This is a genomic window from Enterobacter cloacae complex sp. P16RS2 (genome assembly GCF_014982155.1).
In the GTDB taxonomy this organism is placed as follows: domain Bacteria; phylum Pseudomonadota; class Gammaproteobacteria; order Enterobacterales; family Enterobacteriaceae; genus Enterobacter; species Enterobacter cloacae_M.
This window is the reverse complement of the sequence record NZ_JADCKW010000043.1, coordinates 22,027-35,377: the sequence shown is the minus strand read 5'-3', so window position 1 is coordinate 35,377 and position 13,351 is coordinate 22,027. Positions and strand designations below refer to the sequence as shown.

Genomic DNA, 13,351 nt, shown 5'->3' with positions numbered 1-13,351 from the left:
CTGAAGACTTCGGGGAATGATACTAGTTTAGTCAGCTAACACAGCGGAAAAATGGAGGAAATATGGAAGACTGTCAGGAATGGTCTGAATGGAGGTAAACGCAAAACGGCAACATCCGTTGCCGTTTTTGGTGTTTTCGCCCTCTGCCTGTGGGAGAGGGCCGGGGTGAGGGCACCAGACCGCACCGCAACAATGCTAGCTAAACATCACCTGCGCCCAGCGTGCCAGGCCTGCGGTGACGGAGCCAAAGTCATCCCCACCGGCAATCGGAATGCCAGGCAGCTGTTCCGCCAGCGCTTTCTTGATCAGCGGCGAGCGGGCGCTTCCCCCGGTCAGGTAAATCACGTCCGGCTTATCTTTGCCGTTCTCCAGCGCCAGCTGTACCTGCTCCAGAATACGCTGCAGCGGCTGCGCGAGCGCCGTCTCCAGCCCGTCCTGCGAAATCGCGGTGGCCAGATCGTCGCTGATAAACGGCAAGGAGACCGCATGCTCAGCACGGTCGGAAAGGGCTATTTTGCTCTCTTCGGCAGTGCGCACCACGCGGTAGCTCAGGCGCTGACGCCACACTTTATACAGCAGGGCGACTTTTTCGGCGTCCTGCGCGTCGCGCACCAGATCGTTAAGGAAGCGGCCGTTGGCGGTGCTGTAAAAATCACTCTGCGCAGGCACGTCGTTAATGGCAATCGCGTTCCACCACGGCAGGATCGGCAGGGCGATGCCTTTTTCGGTTTGCCCGCCCATGCCGAGCAGCGGCATCAGGCTCTTGAATGCCAGCGCGATATCGAGATCGTTACCGCCTACGCGACAGCCGCTGTGCCCGAGCAGGCTATTTTCACGATCGCGTCGGTTATGCCACTGCGGCCCCATCAGCAGCAGCGAGCAGTCCGTTGTGCCCCCGCCGATATCCACGACTAATACGCGCTTCTCTTCCGTCAGCGTGGCTTCAAAATCCAGCCCCGCGGCAACCGGCTCGTACTGGAACACCACGTCGCGGAAGCCTGCGCGGTGCGCCGCGCGTTCAAGGATCCCCTGCGCCTGCTGGTTGGCCTCGTCGCCGCCCAGCCCCTGGAAGTTGATCGGGCGGCCAATGACCGCCTGGGTAATCGCATCGGAGACCTGCGTCTGCGCCTGATTGCGAATATGCAGCATCATCGCGCACACCAGGTCTTCGAACATCGCCACCTGCTGCGGCTTCAGTCCGCTGGCGCCGAGGAAGGATTTTGGCGACTTAACGAAGTAAACCTCTTCAGGATCTTCAATGTAGTGCCCGAGCGAAGAGAGGCCGAACTGCACGCTGGACGGCGTAACGTCAATATCTTCCTCACGGTTAAAGCTGACCGCCCGGCGCAGCAGCGCCTGGGTCTCCGCCGCCGTGGCCGGAACCTGATGGTGGCGGAACAGCCATTCGCTTACCGCTTCACGCGTCGGCGCACAAAGCATTGACGGCAGCAGCGTGCTCTCTTTTTCCATTTTCAGATGCTGTGGCTGTCCGTTTTGCATAATCGCAACCGAGCAGTTTGCCGTACCGTAGTCGAATCCAATAAACACGATGAATCCCCATGCCAGTGAGAAGGGGCGAGACTTTAACGAAATGTCTTCATGGCGACAACAGGAATATGAAAGCAAGGCGAAACTGGACCTTTCCGTTTATGCTGTGGAGAACCCAAAGGAGAGACGATGTACACCCTGAACTGGCAACCCCCTTACGACTGGCAGTGGATGTTTGGCTTTCTCGGCGCGCGTGCTGTGACGGGCATTGAAACCGTCACACGCGACTACTACGAGCGCAGTTTTGCCTGTGAAGGGCATCAGGGGATATTTCGCGTAACGCCGGATATCGCCACCCATACGCTGACCGTGACGCTCAGTCCGGAGTTAGTTCCGGTTGCGCAGACGTGCCTTGAACGCATAGAGCGCCTGTTCGATCTCGCCTGCAACCCGCAGCACATCGCGGATACGCTGGGCGATCTCGGTGCTGCCCGGCCAGGCTTGCGTTTGCCGGGGGCGATGGACGCGTACGAGCAGGGCGTACGGGCGATCCTCGGGCAGCTGGTGAGCGTGGCGATGGCGGCGAAACTGACGTCGCGCGTGGTGGCGCTGTGCGGTGAGCCGATCGCGGATTGTCCGGGGTATCTCTGTTTCCCCACGCCGGACGCGCTGGCAGCAGCGGACCCGCTGGCGCTGAAAGCGTTGGGCATGCCGGTAAAACGCGCGGAGTCGTTAATTCATCTGGCGCAGTCGGTCATCGACGGGACGTTTCCGCTTTTCCCGCCCGAGAATATTGAGGCCGGGATGAAGGCGCTACAGCAGCGGCCGGGGATAGGGCGCTGGACGGCAAACTACCTGGCCCTGCGCGGCTGGCAGGCGAAAGATGTCTTTCTGCCGGATGATTATCTGATTAAGCAACGCTTTGCCGGGATGACGCCCGCGCAAATTCGGCGTTATGCCGAGCGCTGGCAGCCGTGGCGCTCTTACGCGCTGCTGCACATCTGGTACACCGACGGCTGGGCACCGTCAGTTGATGGCGAAATAGCTGGTGTTGAGCAGTAGATCCAGCGGCTGCGGCTCGGCGATGGTGTCGCCATAGATAAAATCAATGCCGATGCCGGAGAGCGTATCCATCATGATGGGCTGATTGCACGGGCCCGCGATGGTTTTCATCCCCAGACGCTGGGCGTGGCCCTGCACAATGGTCACCATCATCTCATCCATCAGGTTGCCATACACGTTGCTTACCACCTCCGCGTCCAGCATCAGATAGTCGGCCATATTGGCGGTCAGGTGGGTGAAGACGTTCATGTCGCGACCCACCTGGCTGAAGATCACTCGGCAGCCCGCCTGGCGAAGCTTTTGCAGACTCCGCTGCAGGTTTTTATCCGGGCTGCACACCACGTCGGCAGAGATAACCAGATGCAGGAGACGGCCCGGCATCGGGCTTTTATCCAGCAGGTCGAGAAGTTCATCGACCAGCGTTACGCTGGCTAAACCGGCCTCAGAGAGCGGCAGCGCCACTCCCATGCCTTTACTGGCGATCTGGGCGGCTGAGGTGCGGAAAAACTCGCTAAAGATCCGTCTGTCGAGGGCATGTAAAAGCTCAGGCTCTGCCAGGCCCGAGCGGAAGGCATGCTCCTCCTGGACTTCGCCCTGGCTGGTCCACAGGCGTAACGAGAGCAGCCAGAAATTACTGCTTTCCGGGATGCGCGGGGAGGCGACGCTGCGGGCAATCATCATCAGGTGATTGTCTTTAATCATGTGCCACTGTTCATCAAGCGACATCATGCTGCGCGTGTTGTGATCCCGCTCCTGCTGGGGTTCGTAAACCGTCACCATGCCGCGCCCGCTGTTTTTCGAGGCATAACAGGCTATATCCGCCTGCGACATCACCTCCGACGCCTGATGGTTATTTTCATCAATCAGCGTGATGCCTGCGCTGGCGCCGATCCGATGCAGGCGGCCTTCCCACATAAAGTGATAGTCATTGACCGTGTGGATCAGGCGCCCGGCGATATAGCGCGCGCTTTCAATATTGCAGTCCGGCAGCAGTAATCCGAACTCATCCCCACCCAGACGCGCCAGCACGTCGCTGGAGCGGAGCATGGTCAACATCAGGGAAGAGAGTTCCCGCAGCAGGGCATCGCCCGCCGCATGGCCTGCCGTATCGTTGACGGCTTTGAAGCGATCGAGATCGATAAAGACCAGGGCATGGCGCTGGCGCGTTTCGCGAACGGTCTGCAGGAGTCGTTTAAGATGATTTTCGAAGCTGACCCGGTTTGCCAGGTGGGTCAGGGCGTCGTGGGAGGCGCTGTAGCTCAGCTGTCGCAGCATTTTGCGCGACTCGGTCACGTCCTGAATCACGATAACCGAGCCTATATTCTGCCCGTCCAGCGTGCTGAGCGGCGTAATACTGTAGTGAATATCAAAATTACCGCCGGTACGGCAGTTCAGCACCACGTCCTGATCGATATCGGAGCGGGACATATCGCCGCTGTGAATATTTTCCATCAGCGGCCCTTTTTCACCAAAGGTGATGTGCAACACCTTCAGGATCGGCTGGCCGATAGCCTCGGTCTGCAGCCAGCCGCTCATTTTCTCGGCCACCGGGTTCATAAAGGTGACGTTCATGTTGATATCGGTACACAGTACCGCTTCACCGATGGAGTCGAGGGTGATGTGCAGACGCTCTTTTTCCTGGAAGAGGGCCTCGTTGAGCTGCTTAACCTCGGTCATATCCATGTTGATCCCGAGCAGCCGTTCGACTTCACCCTGCTTATTGAGCACCCGGTTCGCCAGGGAGCGAATATGGCGCACGCCTTCCTTCACGCGGATGCGGAATTCCAGCTTAAACGGCAGGCGGGAAATCAGCGAGTCCCGCAGCACCTGCTCGGCGTGGGCACGATCTTCCGGCAGCATCGTGTCGTGCCAGAGCTGCCAGGTAGGCTTGATGTGCGGCGGGATTTCATATAGCTCAAACATCCGCTTGTCCCAGCTGATAATGTCTGGCTCCAGATCCCACTCCCAGATGCCGATGCCGCCCGCTTCGTTAGCCAGCGTAATGCGCTCCATCAGGCGTTTGTTGACCCACTCGGTCTGCTTCAGGTCGTTAATGTCTTCAATCTGGGCGATAAAATAGAGCGGCGATCCGTCGGCATGGCGCACGACGGAGACGGCAAGAAGCGCCCAGACTACTTCCCCGTTGCGGGTGTAATAGCGCTTCTCGAGGGTATAGGTATTGATGTCGCCGTTGACCAGCTGTTCGAGCTGTTCCAGGTCGGTGTGCAGATCTTCCGGCCAGGTGAGCTGCTGGAAGGTCAGCGACTGAAGCTCCGTCTGGCTGTAACCGAGGAAATTGCACAGCGCCTTATTAGCCTGCAGCCATTTGCCCTCAATGCTGACCAGCGCCATACCGATGGCGGAATACTCCATCGCATTGCGGAAACGCTCCTCGCTTTCGGTGATGTGTTTGCGCTCTGCGCGGAAGGCGTACATCACCATGGTCATGACGTTAGCTGGCAGGAGCAGCATCAGGAACGGCAGCCAGGGGGCGTTCAGCATCGCCCCGACGTGCTGGGTTGTCAGCGCCACCGGGTTTTGGGCAATCATCAGCGACACAACCATCACCGTGACCAGAAACACCAGGAACGCTTCCATTCGCGGCAGGCGCACGGCGCTCCACATAAGCAAAACGATAACGCAGGTGAAAGGCCACGGCAGCCAGGTGATGGCTGCCCAGCTGAGTGCCAGCGTTACGGCCAGCGTGGTCAGGGTTTCCAGGAGCAGTCTCGGGTCACGGTGGCGCAGCAGATAATGCGGTTTAAATAACAGCCCCAACGGTACCACCGCCAGTGCGCCAATGGCTTCGGACAACACCCAGACGAAGAAATTACGCAGGGGTTCAGGGCCGGGCGCTAGCAGAGACACCAGGACGCCGCCAACCAGCGGCGGTATCACGGCGCTGCCGATGGCCACGCGGATCCAGTCATTCAGATTCTGCAGCGGGTTGTACCACGGGAGCAATTTGCGAAGTAATAGCGCACCGGTAAAGGCTTCAACCACGTTAATTGAGGTGTAGGTGAGGCTTATCGATCCCCACGAAAACAGCATCCAGGTGGCCAGAATATTGCCAAACGAACAGGCCAGGGCGATTCCCGGCCACATTTTTCCTGCATGGCGGTAAAACGCCACCATCATAATGGCGGTGGGGAACCAGAGCGGGGCCAGCAGGGTGCCGAACCGGGTGAGCTCCAGGGAAAATAAGGTAAAGATAAAGGTGACCAGGCCCAGACAGACAAGTCGTATTAAAGGATGTGGGGTGGTAACCAAAACCCGCTGGTATTGTTTATTCATTACCGCTTTATCCAGAGACGCCATGCCGTCAGGGAAGATGTCCGAACGCGTGAATTAGATAATTTGGTTTATGCTAGTACAAACAATTTACAATTCATATGGTGACCGCTCAGAATTTGACACCACAGACTTATTAAATAGAGGCTCCGTGAAAAAAAACGGTTAAACGCTGAAAAAACGTTCATTTAAATTTCACTCAGGGAATAAAGCGCCACTTTTCGGCCAGTCTCGCAGAACCTGTGCTTTCGACTGGTATCACGCCCGCGAAATCCCTATAATTGCCGCGTTTGACGCTCCGGCGTCGTCCTTCCTTAACATCCAGGTTAATCAGGTCGCTAAATTTATGACTGATAAGTCTCATCAGTGCGTCATTATAGGCATCGCCGGCGCATCGGCTTCAGGTAAAAGTCTAATTGCCAGTACGCTTTATCGCGAACTGCGTGAACAAGTAGGTGATGAGCATATCGGCGTCATTCCCGAAGACAGCTATTACAAAGATCAATCCCATCTGTCGATGGAAGAGCGCGTTAAAACGAACTATGACCACCCAAATGCGATGGATCACAGCCTGCTGTTCCAGCATTTAGAAGCGCTTAAGAGCGGCCAGGCGATCGAGCTGCCCGTTTACAGTTACGTAGAACATACCCGCACCCAGGAAACGATCCGCATCGAGCCGAAAAAGGTCATTATCCTTGAAGGCATCCTGTTGCTGACCGACGCTCGCCTGCGTGAATCCATGAACTTCTCGATTTTCGTCGATACCCCGCTGGATATTTGCCTGATGCGCCGCATCAAGCGTGACGTTAATGAACGCGGCCGCTCAATGGACTCCGTGATGGCGCAATACCAGAAAACGGTCCGCCCGATGTTCCTGCAGTTTATTGAGCCCTCCAAACAATACGCCGATATCATCGTGCCCCGCGGGGGTAAAAACCGCATTGCTATTGATATCTTAAAAGCGAAAATCAGCCAGTTTTTTGAATAAGCCGCGCGAATTGTGTACCGTTCAGAGATAACCTGGTTTTACCCTGAGCGCTTAACGCCTCAGGGTACGATGCATGAAAGGAGAAAGTGCCATGCGTCTTTGTGATCGCGATATAGAAGCCTGGCTGGATGAAGGCCGTTTGTCTATTACCCCACGTCCACCCGTTGAGCGTATCAATGGCGTGACCGTTGATGTCCGGTTAGGTAATAAATTCCGTACCTTTAGCGGCCATACCGCACCGTTCATTGACCTTAGCGGGCCGAAGGACGAAGTCAGCGCCGCGCTCGATCGCGTGATGAGTGACGAAATCGTAATCGATGAAGGCGAAGCTTTTTATCTGCATCCGGGTGAACTGGCCCTGGCGGTGACGTTTGAATCCGTCACCCTGCCTCCGGATCTGGTTGGCTGGCTTGATGGCCGTTCTTCGCTGGCGCGACTGGGGCTGATGGTTCACGTGACCGCGCACCGTATCGATCCTGGCTGGTCGGGGCGTATCGTGCTGGAATTCTTCAATGCCGGTAAATTGCCGCTTGCGCTGCGCCCGGGCATGATGATCGGCGCGTTGAGTTTTGAACCGCTGTCGGGCCCGGCAGATCGTCCTTACAACCGTCGGCAGGACGCAAAATATCGCGACCAGCAGGGCGCGGTTGCCAGCCGTATTGATAAAGACTGAGCGTTAGCCCATTGAGGATGCCATGAGAAGAGTTCTGACAACGCTGATGATTTTGCTGGTGGTGCTGGTGGCTGGCCTTTCGGCGTTGGTTCTGCTGGTTAACCCCAACGATTTCCGCGCTTACATGGTGCGGCAGGTCGAGGCACGCAGTGGTTATCAACTGAAGCTTGACGGGCCGCTGCGCTGGCACGTCTGGCCGCAGCTCAGCATTCTCTCTGGCCGCATGTCGCTCACGGCGCCGGGGGCGGCCCAGCCGCTGGTGTCCGCAGACAACATGCGCCTTGATGTGGCGCTGTTCCCGCTCATTTCCCATCAGCTGCAGGTTAAGCAGGTGATGCTGAAAGGCGCGGTGATCCAGCTCACCCCGCAAACCGAAGCCGTGCGTGATGCCGGTGCGCCTGTTGCGCCGCGCGAAAATACTCTGCCTGATGACCCGTCCGATACCGGCTGGTCCTTTGATATCGGCAAGCTGAAAGTTGCCGATAGCGTGTTGGTTTTCCAGCATGAGCACCAGGAGCAGGTGACCATTCGCAACATTAACCTGCAGATGGAACAGGATGCTCATCATCTTGCGTCGCTGGAATTTAGCGGGCGCGTGAACCGCGATCAGCGTGATTTGACCCTGTCGCTGAATGCTAATGTGAACGCCTCAGACTATCCGCACCAGCTTACGGCCGACATCCAGCAGCTGAACTGGCAGCTGACGGGTGCCGATCTTCCCCCCCAGGGGGTCACCGGGCAGGGAACGCTGCAGGCCGTGTGGCGCGAAGAGCAAAAGCAGCTGGAGCTGGATAATCTCAACCTGCAGGCAAATGACAGTAGCCTGAAGGGGCAAGCGAGCGTCACGCTCGAAGAGAAGCCGAAGTGGGTGCTGAATCTGCAGTTTGACAAGCTCAACCTGGAAAATCTGCTGCCGCCTCTGCCCGCCAGCGCCACGGACAGCGATGCCACGCAGACGGGGCAAAGCCAGGCACCGGTATCACGTCCGGTAATCTCGTCTAATCTCGATCAGCCTGACTATAACGCCCTGCGCGGGTTCACGGCGGATATTCTGCTGAAAGCCAATAGCCTGCGCTGGCGCGGCATTGATTTTACCGACGTGAGCAGCCAGATGTTTAACCATAACGGTTTGCTGGTGATCTCCGAGCTTAGCGGAAAGATGGGCGCAGGGAGCCTCTCGCTGCCCGGCACGCTGGACGTCCGTAAAGACGAAGCCAGCGCCGAATTCCAGCCGCGTCTCGACAACGTTGAGATAGGCACCATCCTGAACGCGTTTAACTATCCGATATCCCTGACGGGGCAGTTGACGCTCGCGGGTGACTTCTCAGGCACGAAAATTGATGCCGATGCTTTCCGCCGCGAGTGGCAGGGGCAGGCGCATCTTGATCTGAAAAATTCCCGTATGGAAGGGCTTAACTTCCAGCAGCTGGTGCAGCAGGCGGTCGAGCGCAGCAGCGATGTGAAGGCCCAGGATAACTACGACAGCGCCACGCGCCTCGACAGCTTCACCACGGACCTGACGCTGGACAACGGACAACTTACTCTCGACGGAATGCAGGGTACTTCTTCACTCTTATCAATGACCGGTGAAGGTAAGCTGGATCTGGTGAAAGAAACCGCGGACACGCGCTTTAACGTGCGCGTACTTTCCGGCTGGCAGGGTGAAAGCAAGCTCATCGACTTCCTGAAAGAGACGCCGGTCCCGCTGACCGTATACGGCAAATGGCAGGCCCTGAATTACCGTCTGGAGGTGGATCAGCTCCTGCGTAAGCATCTGCAGGATGAAGCGAAACGTCGGCTTAGCGGCTGGGCGGAACGCAATAAAGATTCACAGGACGGTAAGGACGTTAAGAAGCTGCTGGATAAGCTTTGATGTCCGTTGCGCCGGGTGGCGTTGCGGCCTGATGCCCTCACCCCGGCCCTCTCCCACGGGAGAGGGAGCAAACACTAAAAACGGCAACCGGGTTGCCGTTTTGTTTTACCTAAACCTCAAAATCCAGTTCTTCCTCATCCCGCAGCGGAATGAGCTGAACCTTCTGCACGCGATGGTTTTCAATCTGCAGCGTTTTGAGCAGATAGTCGCCCACCTGAACTTCTTCCCCCGGCTGCGGGATACGCTGCAAATATTCCATCAGCAGGCCGGCAATAGTGTGGTACTCCCGTTTTTCATCCAGCGGCAGCGGCACGTATTGCACCAGGTCTTCCAGCGGCATATGGCCGTTAGCGGTCCACGAACCGTTTGCGTTTTTCTGAATATCATGGCGGGCGTCAATCTCATCCACCTCGTTAGGCAAATTACCGGCGATGGTTTCCATGACGTCGCTGAGCGTGACCAGCCCTTCCACCGAACCAAACTCATCCACCACAAAGGCAAAGTGCGTGCGCGCGTTACGGAATTGCTCAAGGGCTGAAAGCAGCGGTAGCCCCTCAGGGAAGACCAGCGGCTGGCGTACCAGTACGCGCAGGTTGAGCGCCTCGCCGTGAAGCTGCTGCTGGAGCAGGTCAATAACGTGCACCACGCCCAGCAGCTCCTCTTCCTCTTCACCGCCGGTTACCACCACGCGGGTGTGCTGGTTTTTATCCAGCAGGGCGCGAATGTGCTCTTCCGGTGCCGTCAGGTCAATATGCTCAATGTCATGCCGCGAGGTCATGATGCTGCTGACCGTCCGCTGATTCAGATTAAGCACCCGCTCGATCATCCGTCGTTCCTGCGGGTCGAAGATCAGCCCGTCGCTGTGATCGGCCAGCATGGCGGAGGATTCGGCATCCAGCTCCGCATCCTCTTTCTTACCGCTTAGCAGGCGCATAACCGTGTCGGCCGTGCGCTGACGCAGGGTCTGATTCGCGGACAGGAAGCGGCGGCGGTTAAATATCGCCAGCTGGTTGAGCGCTTCAATCATGACGGAGAAGCCGATGGCGGCGTACAGGTAGCCTTTCGGAATATGGAAGCCAAAACCGTCGGCCACCAGGCTAAAGCCAATCATCAGCAGGAAGCTCAGGCAGAGGATCACGATGGTCGGGTGACTGTTCACAAAGCGGGTCAGCGACTTGCTGGCCATGACCATCAGCGTGATGGCAATAATCACCGCAGCCATCATCACCGCAAGGTGGTCCACCATCCCGACGGCGGTGATCACCGAGTCGAGGGAGAAGACCGCATCCAGCACCACGATTTGCGCCACTACCGGCCAGAATTTCGCCCCGCGGCGCTGGGTTGGGTTCTCGCTGTCTTTGCCTTCCAGCCGCTCGTTGAGCTCCACCGTGGCTTTGAACAGCAGGAACAACCCGCCGAAAAGCATGATCAGATCGCGGGCGCTAAAACTCAGACCGTGGATGGAGAACAGAGGCTGTGTGAGCGTCACCAGCCAGGAGATAGAGGCCAGCAGCAGTAACCGCATCACCATCGCCAGCAGCAGGCCCGTCACGCGCGCGCGGTCGCGCTGGGAAGGGGGCAGTTTTTCAGCGAGGATGGCGATAAAGACCAGATTATCAATCCCGAGCACGAGCTCGATGACGACCAGCGTAACCAGCCCGGCCCAGATTGAGGGATCGGCAATCCATTCCATAGTAATAGCAATACCTTCTGTTATATGACGAATGTCACACTTCGATCATGGATAAAGCTGGGGGAAATTGCAATGCCGGGCTGAGATTTCTCTTAATACGATGGGTGAAAAAGAGAGCATTCTCAATAGGGTGTAAATAAGCGAAATACGTATATTTAATTACAAGGAATGCATTTTAGGATATATCGCAGGGACTGATTTTTACTCTTATTTTGTCAATATAAAGAAAATCCTAAAAGTTCAAAAATTTGCTCTTAATATTAATCTTAAAAACCAATATTAGGACAGTTGTCTCCTTGCCTGCTATTAGGTTAGCTGCAACAATTCTCCCAGCATCAAATGTTAAATCTCGGTGTTGCTATTTATGTTCGGTCTTCAGGGATGGTTATTCATTATCCGTCGGGTTTCTCAAGCGACTGATATATTTCCAGAAGACCTTGCTCAAGAGGGTGTCTATCCATAACACATTGTTTAGTCAGTGGATTGGTAACTGAAAGCCAAGGGCGGTAGCGTGCCTGAAAGCGTGTGAATCAGCCTCGATTATTCTGTCAATAGCCAATGGATGAATAAGCTTTTTTTAGGACTGATGCCAGTTATATTTCTATTTGATTAACTGCATGCTGAAACCCAATACGACTCGAGCTTATTTAAATTGCACAGGATAATTACTCTGCCAAAGTGATAAATAATCAATGATGAAATCCAAAATGAAATTGATGCCATTATTGGTGTCTGTGACCTTGATGAGTGGTTGCACGGTCTTTCCCGGCAGCAATATGTCAACAATGGGTAAGGATGTGATTAAGCAACAGGATGCCGATTTTGATCTCGACAAAATGGTGAATGTTTATCCACTTACGCCTCGTCTGGTCGAACAATTACGTCCACGTCCGAATGTTGCCCAGCCGAATATGTCGCTGGACCAGGAAATTGCGTCCTACCAGTACCGAGTGGGGCCGGGTGACGTGATCAACGTGACCGTCTGGGACCACCCTGAACTGACCACGCCAGCGGGCCAGTACCGTAGCTCAAGCGACACCGGTAACTGGGTGCAGTCAGATGGCACAATGTTCTATCCCTACATTGGTAAAGTCCATGTTGCAGGGAAAACGCTTGCCGAGATACGTAGTGATATTACCGGCCGCTTAGCGCAGTACATCGCCGATCCGCAGGTGGACGTTAATATCGCCGCATTCCGCTCGCAAAAAGCCTATATCTCCGGCCAGGTGAACAAATCCGGCCAGCAGGCCATCACCAACGTTCCTCTGACCGTACTGGATGCCATCAACGCCGCGGGCGGGTTAACCGACGGCGCCGACTGGCGCAACGTCGTGCTCACCCACAACGGGAAGGAGCAGCGTATTTCGCTGCAGGCGCTGATGCAAAACGGCGATCTGACCCAGAACCGCCTGCTCTATCCGGGCGACATTCTCTACGTGCCGCGCAATGACGATCTGAAAGTCTTCGTGATGGGTGAAGTGAAGAAACAGAGCACCCTCAAAATGGACTTCAGCGGTATGACGCTGACCGAAGCGCTGGGCAATGCTGAGGGTATCGATCTGACGACCTCTAACGCGACCGGTATCTTCGTTATCCGTCCGCTGAAAGGTGAGGGCAGTGCGAAAGGCAAGATTGCCAACATCTACCAGCTGGATATGTCCGATGCGACCTCTCTGGTGATGGCAACGGAGTTCCGTCTCCAGCCATACGATGTGGTGTATGTCACCACCGCGCCGGTTGCCCGCTGGAACCGTCTGATCAACCAGTTGCTGCCAACCATCAGTGGCGTTCGCTACATGACGGATACGGCGCGCGACATTCATACCTGGTAATCCGCGATGTTTAACAAAATTCTGGTGGTATGCGTGGGGAACATTTGCCGTTCCCCTACGGCTGAACGGTTGTTGAAACACTACCAGCCCGAACTGACCGTTGATTCGGCAGGGCTGGGTGCACTGGTCGGTAAAGGTGCCGATGAGCGCGCAACGAGCGTGGCGCGGGATCATCACCTCTCTCTCGACGGCCACGTGGCCCGCCAGGTCACTGGCCGCATGTGCCGGGAGTATGACCTGATCCTGACGATGGAAAAACGCCATATTCATGCGCTGTGCGATATCGCTCCGGAGATGCGCGGCAAGGTGATGCTGTTTGGTCACTGGGACAATGAACGTGAAATCCCCGATCCGTATCGCAAAAGCCATGAGGCCTTTGAGGCGGTTTACACCTTACTTGACCAGTCTGCCCAACAGTGGGCGCAGGCACTGAAAGTTCAGCAGGGATAAC

At 56.2% G+C, this 13,351-nt stretch carries 9 protein-coding genes; 6 read left to right on the top strand and 3 right to left on the bottom strand.

Going from position 1 to position 13,351, the window contains the following annotated elements; translation table 11 throughout:
* Positions 1-195: 195 nt before the first annotated feature.
* Positions 196-1,548 carry a molecular chaperone gene (gene yegD / locus INF68_RS21220; protein WP_126787421.1) on the bottom strand — a complete coding sequence of 451 codons (1,353 nt, stop codon included), beginning with the start codon at positions 1,546-1,548 and terminating at the stop codon, positions 196-198.
* A 129-nt stretch (positions 1,549-1,677) separates the two neighbouring features.
* On the opposite strand from yegD, the gene alkA reads away from it, so the two are divergent.
* The gene (gene alkA / locus INF68_RS21215) at positions 1,678-2,550 is read left to right on the top strand and encodes a DNA-3-methyladenine glycosylase 2 (protein WP_126787420.1); all 873 of its coding nucleotides are present in this window, start codon (positions 1,678-1,680) and stop codon (positions 2,548-2,550) included.
* On the opposite strand, the gene INF68_RS21210 is transcribed toward alkA, so the two are convergent.
* Positions 2,515-5,844, bottom strand: coding sequence for a diguanylate cyclase (locus tag INF68_RS21210; protein WP_126787419.1), 3,330 nt, complete (start codon positions 5,842-5,844; stop codon positions 2,515-2,517). The genes alkA and INF68_RS21210 overlap by 36 nt on opposite strands.
* Positions 5,845-6,187: 343 nt before the next feature.
* Between INF68_RS21210 and udk the strand changes: the two genes are divergently transcribed.
* The 3 genes from udk to asmA all read left to right on the top strand — a co-directional run bounded on the left by udk (position 6,188) and on the right by asmA (position 9,375).
* Entirely contained in the window at positions 6,188-6,829 is a 642-nt protein-coding gene (udk, locus tag INF68_RS21205; protein WP_008500855.1) for a uridine kinase, read from the top strand.
* 91 nt (positions 6,830-6,920) lie between these two features.
* Positions 6,921-7,502, top strand: coding sequence for a dCTP deaminase (gene dcd, locus INF68_RS21200; protein WP_023312408.1), 582 nt, complete (start codon positions 6,921-6,923; stop codon positions 7,500-7,502).
* A gap of 22 nt (positions 7,503-7,524) precedes the next feature.
* Complete coding sequence (gene asmA, locus INF68_RS21195; RefSeq protein WP_126787418.1) at positions 7,525-9,375, top strand: outer membrane assembly protein AsmA; 1,851 nt, start codon at positions 7,525-7,527, stop codon at positions 9,373-9,375.
* Between the two features lie 109 nt (positions 9,376-9,484).
* Here asmA and INF68_RS21190 read toward each other — a convergent pair whose 3' ends face one another.
* A complete protein-coding gene (locus INF68_RS21190) occupies positions 9,485-11,068 on the bottom strand; it encodes a TerC family protein (protein WP_193525415.1) in 1,584 nt (527 codons plus the stop codon).
* A gap of 692 nt (positions 11,069-11,760) precedes the next feature.
* Here INF68_RS21190 and INF68_RS21185 point away from each other — a divergent pair.
* On the top strand, positions 11,761-12,900 hold the full coding sequence (locus tag INF68_RS21185; RefSeq protein ID WP_014170829.1) for a polysaccharide export protein: 1,140 nt from the start codon (positions 11,761-11,763) through the stop codon (positions 12,898-12,900).
* A gap of 6 nt (positions 12,901-12,906) precedes the next feature.
* Positions 12,907-13,350 carry a low molecular weight protein-tyrosine-phosphatase Wzb gene (gene wzb / locus INF68_RS21180; protein ID WP_023312405.1) on the top strand — a complete coding sequence of 148 codons (444 nt, stop codon included), beginning with the start codon at positions 12,907-12,909 and terminating at the stop codon, positions 13,348-13,350.
* Position 13,351: the final 1 nt, after the last annotated feature.

Bases quoted from the DNA above. Each gene is read 5' to 3' on its own strand.
- INF68_RS21210 (WP_126787419.1), bottom strand. From the start codon at position 5,844: ATGAATAAACAATACCAGCGGGTTTTGGTTACCACCCCACATCCTTTA.
- INF68_RS21185 (WP_014170829.1), top strand. From the start codon at position 11,761: ATGATGAAATCCAAAATGAAATTGATGCCATTATTGGTGTCTGTGACC.
- asmA (WP_126787418.1), top strand. From the start codon at position 7,525: ATGAGAAGAGTTCTGACAACGCTGATGATTTTGCTGGTGGTGCTGGTG.
- wzb (WP_023312405.1), top strand. From the start codon at position 12,907: ATGTTTAACAAAATTCTGGTGGTATGCGTGGGGAACATTTGCCGTTCC.
- udk (WP_008500855.1), top strand. From the start codon at position 6,188: ATGACTGATAAGTCTCATCAGTGCGTCATTATAGGCATCGCCGGCGCA.
- dcd (WP_023312408.1), top strand. From the start codon at position 6,921: ATGCGTCTTTGTGATCGCGATATAGAAGCCTGGCTGGATGAAGGCCGT.
- INF68_RS21190 (WP_193525415.1), bottom strand. From the start codon at position 11,068: ATGGAATGGATTGCCGATCCCTCAATCTGGGCCGGGCTGGTTACGCTG.
- alkA (WP_126787420.1), top strand. From the start codon at position 1,678: ATGTACACCCTGAACTGGCAACCCCCTTACGACTGGCAGTGGATGTTT.